We start from the raw sequence: 15,724 nt of genomic DNA, 5'->3' as shown, positions 1-15,724 counted from the left end.
CTCAGCTCCTCTTCCGGCGTCCGGAGAGCAGTTGTGCCCCCAGGACGCAGAGCACGGCGATCAGGAACATCGCCGTTCCGATGACATTGATCTGAACGGGTGTGCCACGCTGCGCCGATCCCCAGACGAACATGGGGAACGTCACAGTCGAGCCGGCGTTGAAGTTGGTGATGATGAAGTCGTCGAAGGACAGTGCGAAGGAGAGCAGCGCGCCGGCCGCGATGCCGGGCGCGGCGATCGGCAGGGTCACGCGCAGGAACGTCTGCGCGGGCGAGGCGTAGAGGTCCTGGGCCGCCTGTTCCAGGCGCGGGTCCATGCTCATGACGCGGGCCTTGACCGCCGTGACGACAAAGCTCAGGCAGAACATGACGTGTGCGATCAGGATCGTCCAGAAGCCGAACCTGATGCCCATGTTGAGGAACAGGGTGGCCAGCGAGGCGGCCATCACCACCTCGGGCATCGCCATCGGCAGGAAGATCAGGGTGTTGACGGCGGGCCGGGCGCGGAAGCGGTAGCGGGCCAGCGCGAACGCGATCATGGTGCCGAGGACGGTCGCGCCGACCGTCGACCAGACGGCGATCTGCAGGCTCAGGCCCAGCGAGCCGCACAGGTCGGCGACGCCGCACGGGTCGGTCCAGGCGTCCGTGGCGAATCGTTGCCACTCGTAGTTGAAGCGCCCGTTGGGCTTATTGAACGAGAAGACCAGCACGACGAGGTTGGGCAGCAGCAGGTACGCGAGCGTAGCCAGGCCCGCGAGCACGACGAGGTGGCGGCGCAGCCACCGGAGTACGGCCCTCACACCAGGTCCTCCGTCCCGGACTTGCGGATGTAGATGGTGACCATGGCGAGGATGGCCGCCATGAGGATGAAGGAGAGCGCGGCGGCCGTCGGGTAGTCCAGGACGCGCAGGAACTGCGACTGGATGACGTTGCCGATCATCTTCTGGTCGGTGGAGCCGAGCAGTTCGGCGTTGATGTAGTCACCGGCGGCCGGGATGAAGGTCAGCAGCGTGCCGGCCACCACGCCCGGCATGGACAGCGGGAACGTCACCCGGCGGAAGGTGGTGACGGGGCGGGCGTACAGGTCGCCGGCGGCCTCGTGCAGCCGCGGGTCGATGCGCTCCAGCGAGGTGTACAGCGGCAGCACCATGAACGGCAGGAAGTTGTACGTCAGGCCGCACACCACCGCCAGCGGCGTGGCCAGCAGCCGCTGCCCCTCGGTCAGCCCCAGCCAGCTCGTCACGTCCAGGACGTGCAGCGAGTTCAGTACGCCGACCACCGGACCGCCGTCCGCCAGAATCGTCTTCCAGGCCAGCGTGCGGATCAGGAAGCTGGTGAAGAACGGGGCGATGACCAGGATCATCACGACGTTGCGCCAGCGGCCCGCCTTGAAGGCGATGAGGTACGCGAGCGGATAGCCCAGCACCAGGCAGAGCACCGTCGCGGTGGCCGCGTAGCCGACCGAGCGCAGGAACTGCGGCCAGTACTCCCCCAGCGCGTCCCAGTAGGTGGCGAAGTGCCAGGTGACCTTGAAGCCCTCTTCGAGGGAGCCGGTCTGTACGGACGTGGACGCCTGGTAGACCAGCGGCGCGGCGAAGAAGACGACCAGCCAGAGGATGCCGGGAAGCAGCAGCCAGTACGGCACGAGGCGCTTGCGCGTGGCGCGCCCGCGGGCCTGCGGTGCCCCCTCGGGGGCGGCGTGGGGCGGCGCTTCGGTGGTCGTCGTCATGCCGCCTCCTCGCCGGTGTCCGCGCCGGCCTCGATGTCCTGGGCGGCGTCCAGGCCGAAGGTGTGCGCGGGGCTCCAGTGGAGGACCACCTCGGCGCCGGGCACCAAGCGGGGGTCGCGCTCGACGTTCTGCTCGTAGACGGCGAGGCGCCCGGCGCCCGGGGACTCGATCACGTACTGCGTGCTGACGCCGAGGAAACCGGCGTCCCGGATGCGTCCCGGCAGCCGGTTGCGGCCCTCGGCGATGCCGCCCGCGTCGTCGGCGTGCGCGAGGCTGATCTTCTCGGGCCGTACGCCCGCCAGGACCTTGCCACCGGTGCGGACCGTGGTGCGACATCGCCCGGCGGGCAGCCGCAGCTTGGTCTCCCCGGCGGTGAGCAGCAGGTCGTCGCCGCCGGCCGCCACCACCTCGGCCTCGATGAGGTTGGAGGTGCCCAGGAAGTTGGCGACGAAGGTGGTGGCCGGGTTCTCGTACAGGTCGGCGGGCGCGCCGAGCTGCTCGACGCGGCCGCCGTTCATCACCGCGACCGTGTCGGCCATCGTCAGGGCCTCCTCCTGGTCGTGGGTGACGTGCACGAAGGTGATGCCGACCTCGGTCTGGATGCGCTTGAGTTCGAGCTGCATCTGGCGGCGCAGCTTGAGGTCGAGGGCGCCCAGCGGCTCGTCCAGGAGGAGCACTCGCGGGTGGTTGATCAGCGCGCGGGCGACCGCGACGCGCTGCTGCTGGCCGCCGGAGAGCTGCTGCGGTTTACGGCGCGCCATGGGACCGAGTTCGACCAGGTCGAGCATCTCCTCGACCTGTTTCTTCACGGATTTGATGCCACGGCGGCGCAGGCCGAACGCGATGTTCTCGTAGATGTCTAGGTGCGGGAACAAGGCGTAGTTCTGGAAGACGGTATTGACCGGGCGCTTGTACGGGGGCAGCGCGGTGACGTCCTTGCCGTCCAGCTCGACGGTCCCGGTGGACGGGTCCTCCAGGCCCGCGATCATGCGCAGGGTGGTGGTCTTGCCGCAGCCTGAGGCGCCCAGCAGCGCGAAGAAGGAACCGGCCGGGACCGTCAGGTCGAGCGGGTGGACGGCGGTGAAGGAGCCGTACGTCTTGCTGATCCCGGAGAGGCGGACGTCGCCACCGGAGGTCTGTGTCATGGGTGGTCCCGTGGGTCGGAGGGCGGGCGGGCCGGTGCATGGCCGGGCGTTACGGTCTCAGGCACCCGTGAGATCGGCGAATTTCCGGGCGAAGTCCTTGCTCTCCTCGCCGTGCAGCGCGCGGAAGGAATGCGACCGGGCGGTCATCTCCCGGTCCGGGAGGATCAGCGGGTTGTCCGCCAGGTCCCGGTCGATCTTCGCCAGTTCCTCGCGTACGCCGTCGACCGGGCACACATAGTTGATGTACGCCGCGATCCGCGCCGCCACCTTCGGCTCGTAGCAGTAGTCGATGAGGCGTTCGGCGTTCTCTTTGTGGCGAGCCTGGTCAGGAATCAGAAGATTGTCCGTGGACGTCATGTAACCCGCGCGCGGCACGGCGTATTTGATGTCCGGGTTGTCGTGCTGGAGCTGGACCACGTCCCCGGCCCAGGCCACGCACGCCGCGAGATCGCCCTTGCTCAGGTCGTTGATGTAGTCGTTCCCGGTGAAGCGCCGGATCTGCTTGCTGTCCACGCCCTTCTGGAGCCGGGCGATCGCGGCGTCGAAATCGTCCGCCGTACAGTCCTCGGGGCGCTTTCCCATGTCCAGCAGGGTCAGCCCGACGCTGTCCCGCATTTCCGACAGGAATCCGACCCGGCCCTTGAGCTTCGGGTCGTCCAGCAATTGGCTGACGGAATCGACCGTACGTCCGCCGGTGGCATTCGCGTTGTACGCGATGACGGCCGGGATGCCCGTCCAGGGGTAGGAATGGGCGCGCCCCGGGTCCCAGTCCGGATCGCGGAACTGGTCCGAGAGATTGGCGCGCGCGTGGGGCAGGGACGCGGCGTCCAGTTTCTGCACCCAGCCGAGTCCGATCATCCGCGCGCACATCCAGTCGGTGAGCACGATCAGGTCCCGGCCGGTGTCCTGCCCGGCCGCCAGCTGCGCCTGGATCTTGCCGAAGAATTCGTCGTTGTCGTTGACGTCCTCGGTGTATTTCACCGCTATTCCGGTGCGCCGGGTGAAGGCGTCGAGGGTCGGCCGGCGCTTGCCGTCGTCGCTGACGTCCAGGTACTCCGTCCAGTTGGAGAAGCTGACACGTTTCTCCTGCCCGGAGTGGTCCACCGACCGCCCCGCGTCCGTACGGCCCGCAGGCGGAATGCCGCAGGCCGACAGCGCGCCGAGGCCGCCGAACGCCAGCGCGCCCGCCCCGCCCGCGCGCAGCAGCGACCGCCGGGTCATGGCCATCCGGCCGTCGGTGAGGCTGCGCCGTACGGCGGCGAGCTCGGGTGCGGACAGGCTCCCGGGCTGCTGGGTGTCCTCCATACGCGGTGCCCTTTCAGAATGAGCCCGGTGGTCAGCCGGTGCGGCCGTGTGCGGCGGCTGCCGCCCCGCTCTCAGGTGCGGTCCCCGAAGACGGTCCGGTGCCAGTCCTTCCTGGCCGTGCCGGTGTTGTCGTACATGACGTGCTTGACCTGCGTGTACTCCTCGAAGGAGTAGGCGGACATGTCCTTGCCGAAGCCGCTGGCCTTGTAGCCGCCGTGCGGCATCTCGCTGAGGATCGGGATGTGGTCGTTGACCCAGACACAGCCCGCCTTGATCTCGCGGGTGGCGCGGCCGGCGCGGTAGACGTCCCGGCTCCATGCGGAGGCCGCCAGGCCGTACGGCGTGTCGTTGGCCAGCGCGATCCCCTCGTCGTCGCTGTCGAAGGGCAGCACGACCAGCACCGGCCCGAAGATCTCGCTCTGGACCACCTCGCTGTCCTGCGCGGCGCCCGTGATCAGCGTGGGCAGGTAGTACGCGCCCTTGGCCAGCTCGCCCTGCGGCGCCGCGCCGCCGGTGACGACGGTGGCGTACGACCGGGCCCGGTCGACGAACCCGGCGACCCGGTCGCGCTGGATGTGCGAGATCAGCGGGCCGAGATCGGTGGCCGGGTCGAACGGGTCGCCGAGCCGTACGGTCGCCATCAGGTCGGCCACGCCGCCGACGAAGGCGTCGTAGAGCGGTCGCTGCACATAGGCGCGGGTGGCGGCGGTGCAGTCCTGCCCGGTGTTGATCAGGGCGCCGGCCACCGCCCCGTGCACCGCGGCCTCCAGGTCTGCGTCGTCGAAGACCACGAACGGGGCCTTGCCGCCGAGTTCGAGGTGCAGCCGCTTGACGGTACTGGTGGCGATCTCTGCGACCCGTTTGCCGACCGCCGTCGAACCGGTGAAGGAGGTCATGGCGACGCCCGGGTGGGCCACCAGGTGTTCGCCGGCCTCCCGGCCGGCGCCGGAGACGATGTTGAGCACACCGTCCGGGATGCCCGCCTCGGTCGCCGCCTGGGCGAACATCAGCGACGTCAGCGGGGTGGTCTCGGCGGGCTTGAGGACGATCGTGTTGCCTGCCGCGATGGCCGGCAGCACCTTCCAGGCGGCCATCTGGAGCGGGTAGTTCCACGGCGCGATGGAGCCGATGACGCCGATGGGCTCGCGGCGGATCACCGAGGTGTGGTCCGGGCTGTACTCCCCCGCCGACCGCCCCTCCAGGTGCCGGGCGGCGCCCGCGAAGAAGGCCGCGTTGTCGACCGACCCCGGTACGTCGAACTCCGCGCTGAGCTTGATGGGCTTGCCGCAATGGAGCGACTCGGCGTAGGCCAGCTCTCCGGCCCGCTCGCCGAGGACGGTGGCGAACCGGTGCAGGGCGTCGGAGCGCTCGCCCGGGGTCGCCCCGGCCCACGCGGGGAAGGCGCGCACAGCGGCGTCCACCGCCGCGTCCACGTCCGCCGTCGAGGCCAGCCGGTAGCCGTACACCTGCTCGCCGGTGGCCGGATCGACCACGTACTGGGTGCGGCCGGAGCTGCCGTCCCGGAGTCCGCCGGCGAGGTACTGCGCGCCCTCGGCGAATCGGTCCCGCACGTCGAATCGCTGGATCATGGTGCTCTCCTCCGCCGGACGCCGGGGCCGCTCAGCGGCACCCCAGGCGTAGCTCTTTCCGGAATCGATGGCTGATCTTGACAGAGGAGCAGGACCCCAACAAGGGATTCCGTTGTTGCCTTTTGGTTACGCGACGGATTCTGCGATTTCCGTCGTACGGCACCCCGACACGTTGTCAGTGCCCGCTGACAGAATCCCGGCATGATGCACGACAGCACGGGGGGCAGGGAGATGAACGAGCCACGCAACGGCGCGGCGGACACGGCCGGGGCCGCATCGGCAGCGGCCGCACCGACGGCGGACGGGCCACGGTCGGTGGAGGAGCTGACCGCGCGGACGGCCGCCGGTGAGCGGTACAAGTACGTCTATTTCTGGGGCCACACCCCTCGCCGCGACGGCGAGCTGGGCGCGAGCTGCTTCAGCCAGTGGTGGCCGTCGCCGTTCACGGTCGACGGCGTGCGGTACGCCACCGCCGAGCACTGGATGATGGCCTGCAAGGCCCGGCTGTTCGAGGACGCGGAGGCGGAGCGGCGGGCGATAGCCGCCGTCCACCCCAAGCAGGCCAAGGACGCGGGCCGCTCGGTACGCGGCTTCGACGACGCACTGTGGGAGCAGCACCGCTTCGCGTTCGTCGTCGAGGGCAATGTGCACAAGTTCGGCCAGGACGACGCCCTGCGCGCGTACCTCTTGGGGACAGGCTCGCGCGTCCTGGTCGAAGCCAGCCCCCTGGACCGCATATGGGGAATCGGGCTGGCCGCCGACGACGAACGCGCGCAGGATCCGGCGCGCTGGCGGGGCCCGAACTTGCTGGGGTTCGCGCTGATGGAGGCTCGGCAGCGGCTGAGGGCGGGCGATTAGGGCTGGGCGGGGACGGGGCTTCAGGACTGGGTAAGGGCTGCGGGCTTCAGAGCTGGGTGAGCACGACGGTCCGGGTGCCGGTACGGGCCGCCGGGAGGTTCCGGAGGTCCGGGACGGCGGTCGGTCCCGGTACGGCGGACGCGGGCGCGGCTTCGGCCGTACGGGGGCCGGGGGCCGTACGGAGGTCGGGAGCCGTACGGAGGTCGGGGGCGGGTGCGGCTTCGTACGTGTCCGGGCCGTCGTCGTCAGGGCGGCCGTCCGTGTCTGCGCCGTCGTCATCGGTGCCGGAGCCGGAACCGCCGGAGGTCGAGTCGCCGAAGCCCGAATCGTCGGAGTAGCCGGGGCCCCACGGATCGCCATCCTCATAGGTCGCGTTGGCCACCACGACGTAGCAGACCATGAGCACGCTCAGCAGCATCGCCACACCGCCCATGATCAATCCGGCCAGCGCACTCCCGCCGTTGTCCGCCTCGCCCCGGTCCGCCTTGCTGCGCCCGATGGCACCGAAAATGATCGCGAGCAAACCGAGGAGGAGCCCAAAAGCCACGGTGAAGAAGAGGACGGTACCCACGATTCCGAGAACGAGAGCGGCGGTGCCGAACCCGTTGTTCAACGCGATCGGCATCCAGTAGGGCTGGTAGCCCGGCGGCACGTGCTGCCCCGTCCGGCCGCCCGGGTACGGGCCCCAGCTGCTGGGGCCAGAACTGCCGTACGGAGACGCGGAGGCGCCGTGGGGAAGGGGCGCGGTGCCCGCAGGGAAACCGCCGTCACCGTCCGGCCGCCCGCCGCTGCCGTTCGGTGCTGCGTCCCGCTGCCCACCCGCCCCGGCGCCGGATATCGGCGGCGTACCGGACCCGGGCGGCGCATAGGCCCCTGCCAAGCCCGGCGCGGGTGGCGGCGGGGGGACGTCGTATCGGCCACCTGGGGGGTTGGGTTCGGTTCCGGTGGGGGTGCGTGCGGGCAGGTCCGCGGTGGGGGTGGACGTATTCGGGATGGCTGCCTTCGGTGCGGCTGTCCTGGTCCCGGCCGACTTCGACGTAGCCGTTCTGGTGGCGGCCGACGGGTGACGGTCTTCCGGGGGCGCCCACGGGTCGTGCGGTTCGGGCTGCGGGGCGGTCCCGGCGGCGGTGGGGTCCGGCACGTCTGCGGTCGGTCCACCCTGCTTCGGTGCCGCCGTCTTGGTCACGGCCGACTTCGACGTGGCCGTCCCGGTCGCGGCCAACGGCTGACGGCCTCCCGGAGGCGCCCACGGGTCGCGCGGTTCACGCTGCGCCGCAGCCCCCGCCACGGCGACGGCGGGTTCCGGCACGTCCGCCGTCGGCGCATCGGCCGTCGGCGCAGCTGACTCGGTCGTCGCCGAATCCGGCACCGCCATCCCAGCCGCAGCCGACGATTTCCGGCTCTCCGACGACGCCCACGCGTCGTCCGGTTCAGGCTGCGCCGCAGTCCCAGCGGCGGCGATGGGGTCCGGCATATCCGCCATTGCCGCACCCGGCTTCGGTGCGGCCGGCTTCGACACATCGGCCGCCGACACAGCTGACTCGGTCACCGCCGACTCCGGCGCTGCCATCCCGGTCGCGGCCGAGGACTTCCGCCCCTCAGGCGGGGTCCGCGGGGCGCGTAGTTCAGGCTGCGCCGCAGTTCTCGCGGCGACGATGGAGTTCGGCATGCCCGCCGTCGGCACGCCCCGCTTCGGCGCGCCCGGCTTCGACACAGACGCCGCTGGCACGGCCGACTCCGTCACCGCCGAAGCCGGCGCTGTCGTCCCCATCGCAGCCGACGCCTCCCGCCCCTCCAGCGGCTCCCGCGGCTCCCAAAGTTCCGGCTGCGCGGCAGCCCCGGCCCCAGCCCCGGCGGCGCTGGTTTCCGACAGGTCCGCCGTCCGCGCACCCGGCCTCGACACGCCCGACTCCGGCGCAGCCGACTTCGTCGCGCCCGACGCCTCCCGACCCCCCACCGGCGCCCACGCCTCGCGCGGTTCGGGCTGCTGACTGCCGGACATCGACACCCCCACATTCGCCCCACGTTTCGCTTGCGCCCATGCTAAGACCTGCGCCGTTCCGCATGGCGCTCCCCGCCTACGATGATTCCCGTCCGCGGCACGCCCAGCTCGCCCCTCGACCAGGAGGATCCGTTGTCCGATCTCGACGCCTTCATCGCCGGACTGCCCAAGGCCGAGCTGCACGTCCACCACATCGGATCGGCGTCCCCGCGCATCGTCGCCGAGCTGGCCGCCCGCCACCCGGACTCCGCGGTCCCCACCGACCCGGAAGCACTCACCGACTACTTCACCTTCCGGGACTTCGCGCACTTCATCCAGGTCTACCTCTCCGTCGTGGACCTGATCCGCGACGCGCAAGACGTACGGCTGCTGACGTACGAGGTCGCCCGGGACATGGCGCGGCAGAACATCCGCTACGCCGAACTGACCGTCACCCCGTACAGCTCCACCCGCCGCGGTATCCCGGACGCCGCCTTCGTCGAGGCGATCGAGGACGCACGCAAGGCCGCGGAGACCGAGCTGGGCGTGGTGCTGCGCTGGTGCTTCGACATTCCGGGCGAGGCGGGGCTGACGGCTGCCGAGGAGACCACGCGTATCGCCTGTGACCTGCAGCCGGAGGGCCTGGTTTCCTTCGGGCTCGGCGGCCCGGAGATCGGCGTGCCGCGCGGACAGTTCAAGCCGTACTTCGACCGGGCCATCGCCGCCGGCCTGCACTCCGTTCCGCACGCCGGGGAGACCACCGGACCGCAGACCGTCTGGGACGCGCTGACCGAGCTGCGTGCCGAGCGGATCGGCCACGGCACCAGTTCTGTCCAGGACCCGAAGCTGCTGGCCCACCTCGCCGAGCACCGTATCCCGCTGGAGGTCTGCCCGACCTCGAACATCGCCACCCGCGCCGTGCGCACCCTCGACGAGCACCCGCTGAAGGAGATGGTCGACGCGGGTGTGCTGGTGACGATCAACAGTGACGACCCGCCGATGTTCGGCACGGACCTGTGCCTGGAGTACGGCGTGGCCGCGCGCCTGCTGGACCTCGACGCGGCCGGGGTCGCCGCCCTGGCGAAGAACGCCGTCGAGGCGTCCTTCATGGACTCCGCCGCGAAGGCCGCGCTGACCGCCGAGATCGACGACTACACGGCGGCGTGGCCGCGGTGAGGCCCGCACGGCGCGCAGCGGATCCGGCGCCGGTACCCGCCCCGGCGGAGCGGGCGCCGGCCGGGCAGGCACCGCCCGCTGCCGGGCTGACGCGCCCGATTCCCGGGCGCGGACAGGTGGCGGTCATCGGCCATCGCGGCGCCCCGTACCAGGCGCGGGAGAACACCCTCGCCTCGCTGCGCGCCGCGCTCGAAGCGGGCGCCGACGCGGTCGAGATCGACGTACGGCTGACTGCCGACCGCGTCCCGGTGCTGCTGCACGACGCCACGCTGGAACGCCTGTGGGGCCACGACCGTCCGCTGTCCTCACTCACGTACGGCCAGGCCGCCGAGCTCACTGCGGGCGGCATCCCGACTCTGCGCGACGCCCTCGCGCTCACGGCCAAGTACCCGTCCGCGCGCGCCCTGATCGACCTCCCCGACCCCGCGGCCGCGGCGGCCGCCGTCAGCGAGGTCCGCGAGTCGGACGCCGAGGCCCGTGCGTACTACTGCGGCGGCGGCCTGTCCATGCTCGCCGTCCGCGCCGCGGACCCGGCCGCCGAACTCGCCCTCTCCTGGTGCCGTACGGCCCCGCCCCGTCCCGAACTGCTGGCCCGCGTACGCCCTCGCTGGCTCAACTACCACTTCGGCCTGGTGACCAGGGACCTGGTGGAACGGGCTCACGCTGACGGCTACTTGTTCGCCGCCTGGACCATCGACACGCCCCGCGCCACGCGCCGCCTCAAGCGCGCCGGCGTCGACGCCGTCACGACCAACCGGGTGGCCGCCATCCGCGCGGCGCTCTGAGGCGTACCGGCCCCGTGCGCCTCAGCGCCGCACCAGCCGCCGCGCCACGAGGTGCGACAGGGCGGTGGCCGCCCCGGCGGCAGCCAGCCCGCTCGCCACGCCCCGTGCGTCCGTCGGCCGGAGCCGCCCGGCGCGCCGTAGCCGCCCGCGCGCCCATAGTGCGTACGGGACGACGATGAACGGCGAGGTGGCCGACCCGGGGGTGTAGCCGCGTACGGCGGCGGCCTGCGCGAGGTGCATGAGGCCGTGGAGCCCGAACCCGTCCACGGCGCCCTGGAAGAAGGCCGAGCGGCCGCCGGTGCGGTGCCCGCGCACCGAGGCGGCGGCCACGATTACCGCCATGGCGCCTACCGCGACCGTGAACTCCCGCTGGTCGACGCCCTCCAGCGCCCGCCAGAGCCGTTCGGGCGCCCCAGGGAACCGCTTCCGCAGCTCCGGCAGGTGTTCCCGGATCCACCGCGGCCCGAAGGCCACCTCCTCCGCGTCATGCAACGCCCAGGCGGCGAGCAGTCCGAACGTGACGGCGGGGCTCAGGTCCTGTGTTTTCTGCGACATGAGCGGTGAGTCTGGCACGGCGGCGAAGTCCGCCCGTAAGGGGTCACGGGACCGGCACAGTCCAACGACCGCTCGCAACCGATCACTTACCGTCGCCGCTTGACCTTGCCACCGTGTCAGGCCGTGCACTGGTGAGCACCACCCAGCAGACGCCGCCCTCCCCCGAACCCGCACCCACACCCACCCCCACACCCACACCCAAGGACAAGCATGCTCACCTACACCGGCTCCGGCCCGTACTGCTACAGCCATTCCCTGGCCATGGTGCTCGGCCCCGACGCCGCCCCGTCCCCCGCCGTCATCGAAACCCTCACCGGCTCACCCTTCGGCATGCAGCTCGTCGGTGGCACCCTGCCGTGGTTCGACCCGTACGGCTGGGACCCGGAAACCGGCCTGGACGCCGCCGTGTCAGCGCTCGGTCTGCGCTGTGTACGCAGCGCGGGCGGCACCCAGGACGAGGCACTGGCGCGGCTCGGGGCCGCCTGTGCGGAGGGCCCCGTTCTGGTCGGCCCGGTGGAGATGGGTCTGTTGCTGTACCAGCCCGGCTCCGGCACTGCGGTCGGCGCCGATCACTACGTAGTGGTGCTGGCGATCGAAGACGGCACCGTCCTTCTCCACGACCCGCACGGACACCCGTACGCGACGCTGTCCGCCCCGGCCTTCGCCGCCGCATGGCGCGCGGAGTCGGTCACGTACACGGATGCCCCGTACGTGATGCGCTCCGCCTTCGTACAGGAGCGGGCAGCCGACCCGGCCGAGGCCCTGCGGCGGTCGCTGCCCGACGCCGTACGGTGGCTGGCCGGACGCGACGACCTGCCCATGCCGCCCGGGTCGCTTGGCGGCACGGCCGCCGCCGAAGCGCTAGCGGACCAGGTGGTCAAGGGCCTGTCCCCGGAGACCCGCGACCTGCTCCGCGTCTTCGCCGTCCGCCTCGGCGCCCGCCGTCTCAACGACGCGGCAGCCTGCCTCGCCTCACTGGACCTCGATACCCCGGCGGCCCTTCTGGCCGAGCAGTCCCGCATGGTCGGCGGCCTGCAACGCCCCGTCGTCTCGGGAGACGACCGTGCGCTGGAAGCCGGACTGCGGCGGCTGGCCCCTACGTACGGGGCGCTGCGTACGGCCTTGGAGGAAGCCGTCGCGCGGGGCATGCCGGGCTGAACCACGCGCCGGCCCGCCGCCTCACAGCCCCACGATCCCGTTCCACTCCTTGGCGAACGCCGGGCGCTCCTTGGAGGTGATGTCACGAGCTATGGCCAGGCGCTTGCGCAGGGAGTCGTCCGGGAAGACCAGCGGGTCCTCGGCCAGCGCGGCGCGTTCCTCGTCCTTGGAGGAGGCGAGGACGTCCCGCGCGGCCGGTACGGGGCAGACGTAGTTGACCCAGACGGCCAGTTCGGCGGCGATCTCCGGCCGGTAGTAGAAGTCGATCAGCTGTTCCGCGTTGCGCTTGTGCTCGGCGCGGTCGGGGATCATCAGGCTCTCCGCCCACAGTTCGGCGCCTTCCTGCGGCACCACGAACTCGATGTCCGGGTTGTCCTCCTTGAGCTGGATGACATCGCCCGAGTACGCCTGCGCCGCAAGCACGTCGCCCGAGGCGAGGTCCTTGATGTAGTCGTTGCCGGTGAAGCGCCGGATGTGCTTCTTGGCCACCAGACGACGGATGCGGTCCGTCATCCGATAGAAGTCGTCCTCTTTCCAGCGTGTGATGTCCACACCGTCGCCCTGCATGAGCATCGCGAAGGACTCGTCCATCCCGGACAGCAGCGTCACCCGCCCGCGCAGATCGTCCTTCCACAGGTCCGCGGTGTGCTGGATCTCCCGGCCGAGCTTCCTGCGGTTGTACGCGATGCCGGTGATGCCCGACTGCCACGGCACGGAGTGCCTGCGTCCCGGGTCGAAGTGCGGGGTGCGCAGCAGCGGGTCGAGGTGGCGCGCGACGTTCGGCTGCCGCGCGCGGTCCATCTCCTGCACCCAGCCGAGGCGTACGTACCGGCCGCACATCCAGTCGCTGATGACGATCAGGTCGCGCCCCGTGGGCTGGTGGTTCATCAGCGCGGGGCTGATCTTGCCGAAGAACTCGTCGTTGTCGTTGATCTCTTCGGTGTACGTCACGGAGATGCCGGTGTGCTTCTCGAACGCCTCCAGGGTCGGCCGCCGCCGCGGGTCCCGCTCGTCCACGTCGATGTAGAGCGGCCAGTTGGCGAAGGTCAGGCGCCGGTCCCGGGCCGAGCGGTCGGGGGCGCCGCGGTCGGCCGGGGCGACGTACGCGGCGGGCACCCCGCATCCGGCCGCCAGCAGGGCCATGGCCCCGGCCGCTCCCGTACCGACGGTGCTCCGTAGCAGCGAACGCCGCGAAAGTTCAGGCATGGCGAGCACTCTCACGCGCCGGGGGCGGCGACGGCAACCCGGCAGAACGTCGGCTGCCGGGCCGCCGCCCACGACGGTGTGCCGGGCGGCGGGGCGCCATGCGGGGCCCCGTCGCCCGGCGGGGCGGGTTCAGCCGTCCAGCGACGTCATCACGTGCTTGACGCGCGTGTAGTCCTCGAAGCCGTAGCCCGACAGGTCCTTGCCGTATCCGGACTTCTTGAAGCCGCCGTGCGGCATCTCGGCGACCAGCGGGATGTGGGTGTTGATCCACACGCACCCGAAGTCCAGCTTCTTGGACATCCGCATGGCGCGCGCGTGGTCCTTGGTCCACACCGAGGACGCCAGCGCGTACTCCACGCCGTTGGACCACTCGACGGCCTGGTCCTCGTCCCGGAAGGACTGGACGGTGATGACCGGCCCGAAGACCTCCTTCTGGATGATCTCGTCGTCCTGCTTGAGGCCGGAGACGACGGTGGGCGCGTAGAAGTAGCCCTTCTCGCCGACCTGGTGGCCGCCCGCCTCGATCTTGGCGTGCGCGGGCAGGCCGTCGATGAAGCGCTTGACCTGCGCCAGCTGGTTGGCGTTGTTCAGCGGGCCGTAGAGCACGTCCTCGTCGTCGACCGGGCCGGTCTTGGTGTCGGCGGCGGCCTTGGCGAGCGCGGTCACGAACTCGTCGTGGATGGACTCGTGGACGAGCACGCGGGTCGCGGCCGTACAGTCCTGGCCGGCGTTGAAGTAGCCCGCCACCGAGATGTCCTCGACGGCCTTGGCGATGTCGGTGTCCTCGAAGACCACGACCGGGGCCTTGCCGCCCAGTTCCAGGTGGACCCGCTTGAGGTCCTTGGAGGCGGACTCGGCGACCTGCATGCCGGCCCGCACGGAGCCGGTGATGGAGGCCATCGCCGGGGTCGGGTGCTCGACCATCAGGCGGCCGGTGTCACGGTCGCCGCAGACGACGTTGAACACGCCGCGGCTGTGGCCCAGCTCGTCCAGCACGCCACCGATGATCTCGGCGATCAGCACGGTGGAGGCGGGGGTGGTGTCGGAGGGCTTGAGGACGACGGTGTTGCCCGCGGCCAGCGCCGGGGCGAACTTCCACACCGCCATCATCATCGGGTAGTTCCACGGCGCGACCTGCGCGCAGACGCCGACCGGCTCGCGGCGGATGATGGACGTGAAGCCGTCCATGTACTCGCCCGCCGCGCGGCCCTCCAGCATCCGGGCGGCCCCCGCGAAGAAGCGGATCTGGTCCACCATCGGCGGGATCTCCTCCGAGCGCACGAGCGCGATCGGCTTGCCACAGTTCTCCGACTCGGCGGCGATCAGCTCCTCGGCCCGCTCCTCGAAGCGGTCGGCGATCTTGAGCAGTACCTTCTGGCGCTCGGCCGGCACCAGGTCGCGCCAGGCGGGGAACGCGGCCTCGGCGGCGGCCATCGCCGCGTCCACGTCCGCGGCGGCGGACAGCGGAGCGGTGGCGTACGCCTCACCCGTGGCCGGGTTGACCACCTCCGTGGTCCGCCCGTCGGCGGCGTCCCGGAACTCCCCGTCGATGTAGTTGCGCAGCCGACGCAGTTCGGTGGTCACGAGCGACCCCTCCTGTCAGGTGTCCATTGATTGAGATGCCCACCCTAGCCAGGGAGGCGACGTTTTCGACATACCCACAACGGATGAACGACGGAATCAGTGGCGTCGACTTCTCTGGGCAACTGATTTCATTGAATCGGGGTTGCGGGACTGACGAGGCTCGTGCACAGTGAGGGCTGTGGCCACTCGTGACAGAAACGGCACCCAGTCGATCGACTCCGTCTCCCTGGCGATCATCGAGCAGCTCCAGGAGGACGGCCGCCGTCCGTACGCCGCGATCGGCAAGGCCGTGGGCCTGTCCGAGGCGGCGGTGCGGCAACGCGTACAGAAACTGCTCGACCAAGGCGTGATGCAGATCGTCGCGGTCACCGACCCCCTCACGGTCGGCTTCCGGCGGCAGGCGATGGTCGGGATCAACGTCGAGGGCGACCTCGACCCGGTGGCCGACGCCCTGACGGCCATGGAGGAGGTCGAATACGTCGTCATGACCGCGGGCTCCTTCGACCTCCTCATCGAGATCGTCTGCGAGGACGACGACCACCTGCTGGAAATGATCAACAAGCGCATCCGCACGCTGCCCGGCGTCCGGACCACGGAGAGCTTCGTCTATCTCAAGCTCCGCAAGCAGACCTACACCTGGGGAACCAGATAGCC

15 protein-coding genes are annotated in these 15,724 nt (G+C 70.8%); 6 read left to right on the top strand and 9 right to left on the bottom strand.

Going from position 1 to position 15,724, the window contains the following annotated elements:
• Window position 1: 1 nt before the first annotated feature.
• From ADK86_RS28195 to ADK86_RS28175, 5 genes are all read right to left on the bottom strand, one after another.
• Window positions 2-799, bottom strand: coding sequence for an ABC transporter permease (locus ADK86_RS28195; RefSeq protein ID WP_003980184.1), 798 nt, complete (start codon window positions 797-799; stop codon window positions 2-4).
• Window positions 796-1,728 carry an ABC transporter permease gene (locus tag ADK86_RS28190; protein ID WP_053699145.1) on the bottom strand — a complete coding sequence of 311 codons (933 nt, stop codon included), beginning with the start codon at window positions 1,726-1,728 and terminating at the stop codon, window positions 796-798. Before ADK86_RS28190 ends, ADK86_RS28195 begins: the two co-directional genes overlap by 4 nt.
• Entirely contained in the window at window positions 1,725-2,873 is a 1,149-nt protein-coding gene (locus ADK86_RS28185) for an ABC transporter ATP-binding protein (protein ID WP_030650465.1), read from the bottom strand. Before ADK86_RS28185 ends, ADK86_RS28190 begins: the two co-directional genes overlap by 4 nt.
• 57 nt (window positions 2,874-2,930) lie before the next feature.
• Window positions 2,931-4,178 carry a polyamine ABC transporter substrate-binding protein gene (locus ADK86_RS28180; RefSeq protein WP_053699144.1) on the bottom strand — a complete coding sequence of 416 codons (1,248 nt, stop codon included), beginning with the start codon at window positions 4,176-4,178 and terminating at the stop codon, window positions 2,931-2,933.
• 71 nt (window positions 4,179-4,249) lie between these two features.
• Entirely contained in the window at window positions 4,250-5,767 is a 1,518-nt protein-coding gene (locus ADK86_RS28175; RefSeq protein ID WP_053699143.1) for a gamma-aminobutyraldehyde dehydrogenase, read from the bottom strand.
• 231 nt (window positions 5,768-5,998) lie between these two features.
• Between ADK86_RS28175 and ADK86_RS28170 the strand changes: the two genes are divergently transcribed.
• The gene (locus ADK86_RS28170) at window positions 5,999-6,625 is read left to right on the top strand and encodes an NADAR family protein (protein WP_053699164.1); all 627 of its coding nucleotides are present in this window, start codon (window positions 5,999-6,001) and stop codon (window positions 6,623-6,625) included.
• 46 nt (window positions 6,626-6,671) lie between these two features.
• Here ADK86_RS28170 and ADK86_RS43415 read toward each other — a convergent pair whose 3' ends face one another.
• Entirely contained in the window at window positions 6,672-7,250 is a 579-nt protein-coding gene (locus tag ADK86_RS43415; protein ID WP_159393987.1) for a DUF4190 domain-containing protein, read from the bottom strand.
• A gap of 1,042 nt (window positions 7,251-8,292) precedes the next feature.
• Between ADK86_RS43415 and ADK86_RS43410 the strand changes: the two genes are divergently transcribed.
• The 3 genes from ADK86_RS43410 (at window position 8,293) to ADK86_RS28150 (ending at window position 10,567) form a co-directional block, all read left to right on the top strand.
• Window positions 8,293-8,616 (top strand): hypothetical protein, encoded by a 324-nt coding sequence (locus ADK86_RS43410; protein ID WP_053699141.1) that lies wholly within the window; start codon window positions 8,293-8,295, stop codon window positions 8,614-8,616.
• 143 nt (window positions 8,617-8,759) lie between these two features.
• Window positions 8,760-9,782: an adenosine deaminase gene (locus tag ADK86_RS28155; protein WP_053699140.1), complete on the top strand. Its 1,023-nt coding sequence runs from the start codon at window positions 8,760-8,762 to the stop codon at window positions 9,780-9,782.
• Between the two features lie 116 nt (window positions 9,783-9,898).
• Window positions 9,899-10,567 (top strand): glycerophosphodiester phosphodiesterase, encoded by a 669-nt coding sequence (locus ADK86_RS28150; RefSeq protein WP_234346070.1) that lies wholly within the window; start codon window positions 9,899-9,901, stop codon window positions 10,565-10,567.
• A gap of 21 nt (window positions 10,568-10,588) precedes the next feature.
• Here the strand turns inward: ADK86_RS28150 and ADK86_RS28145 are convergent, their stop codons facing one another.
• Window positions 10,589-11,122, bottom strand: a complete 534-nt coding sequence (locus ADK86_RS28145; protein WP_053699139.1) for an HXXEE domain-containing protein — start codon at window positions 11,120-11,122, stop codon at window positions 10,589-10,591.
• Between the two features lie 210 nt (window positions 11,123-11,332).
• Here ADK86_RS28145 and ADK86_RS28140 point away from each other — a divergent pair, with 210 nt between their 5' ends.
• A complete protein-coding gene (locus tag ADK86_RS28140) occupies window positions 11,333-12,280 on the top strand; it encodes a hypothetical protein (RefSeq protein WP_053699138.1) in 948 nt (315 codons plus the stop codon).
• A 21-nt stretch (window positions 12,281-12,301) separates the two neighbouring features.
• Here ADK86_RS28140 and ADK86_RS28135 read toward each other — a convergent pair whose 3' ends face one another.
• A complete protein-coding gene (locus ADK86_RS28135; protein WP_053699137.1) occupies window positions 12,302-13,486 on the bottom strand; it encodes a polyamine ABC transporter substrate-binding protein in 1,185 nt (394 codons plus the stop codon).
• Window positions 13,487-13,615: 129 nt separating this feature from the next.
• Window positions 13,616-15,070, bottom strand: a complete 1,455-nt coding sequence (locus ADK86_RS28130; RefSeq protein WP_053699136.1) for a gamma-aminobutyraldehyde dehydrogenase — start codon at window positions 15,068-15,070, stop codon at window positions 13,616-13,618.
• A 178-nt stretch (window positions 15,071-15,248) separates the two neighbouring features.
• On the opposite strand from ADK86_RS28130, the gene ADK86_RS28125 reads away from it, so the two are divergent.
• Window positions 15,249-15,722 (top strand): Lrp/AsnC family transcriptional regulator, encoded by a 474-nt coding sequence (locus tag ADK86_RS28125; RefSeq protein WP_003980199.1) that lies wholly within the window; start codon window positions 15,249-15,251, stop codon window positions 15,720-15,722.
• Window positions 15,723-15,724: the final 2 nt, after the last annotated feature.

Origin of the sequence: Streptomyces sp. NRRL F-5755 (assembly GCF_001279365.1) — a bacterium.
GTDB classification, from domain to species: domain Bacteria; phylum Actinomycetota; class Actinomycetes; order Streptomycetales; family Streptomycetaceae; genus Streptomyces; species Streptomyces rimosus.
This window is presented reverse-complemented; position numbering and strand designations above follow the sequence as displayed.

Coding starts and splice junctions, on each gene's coding strand:
- ADK86_RS28190 (WP_053699145.1), bottom strand. CDS start 1,728: ATGACGACGACCACCGAAGCGCCGCCCCACGCCGCCCCCGAGGGGGCA.
- ADK86_RS28185 (WP_030650465.1), bottom strand. CDS start 2,873: ATGACACAGACCTCCGGTGGCGACGTCCGCCTCTCCGGGATCAGCAAG.
- ADK86_RS28180 (WP_053699144.1), bottom strand. CDS start 4,178: ATGGAGGACACCCAGCAGCCCGGGAGCCTGTCCGCACCCGAGCTCGCC.
- ADK86_RS28175 (WP_053699143.1), bottom strand. CDS start 5,767: ATGATCCAGCGATTCGACGTGCGGGACCGATTCGCCGAGGGCGCGCAG.
- ADK86_RS28170 (WP_053699164.1), top strand. CDS start 5,999: ATGAACGAGCCACGCAACGGCGCGGCGGACACGGCCGGGGCCGCATCG.
- ADK86_RS43415 (WP_159393987.1), bottom strand. CDS start 7,250: ATGCCGATCGCGTTGAACAACGGGTTCGGCACCGCCGCTCTCGTTCTC.
- ADK86_RS43410 (WP_053699141.1), top strand. CDS start 8,293: ATGCCCGCCGTCGGCACGCCCCGCTTCGGCGCGCCCGGCTTCGACACA.
- ADK86_RS28145 (WP_053699139.1), bottom strand. CDS start 11,122: ATGTCGCAGAAAACACAGGACCTGAGCCCCGCCGTCACGTTCGGACTG.
- ADK86_RS28140 (WP_053699138.1), top strand. CDS start 11,333: ATGCTCACCTACACCGGCTCCGGCCCGTACTGCTACAGCCATTCCCTG.
- ADK86_RS28135 (WP_053699137.1), bottom strand. CDS start 13,486: ATGCCTGAACTTTCGCGGCGTTCGCTGCTACGGAGCACCGTCGGTACG.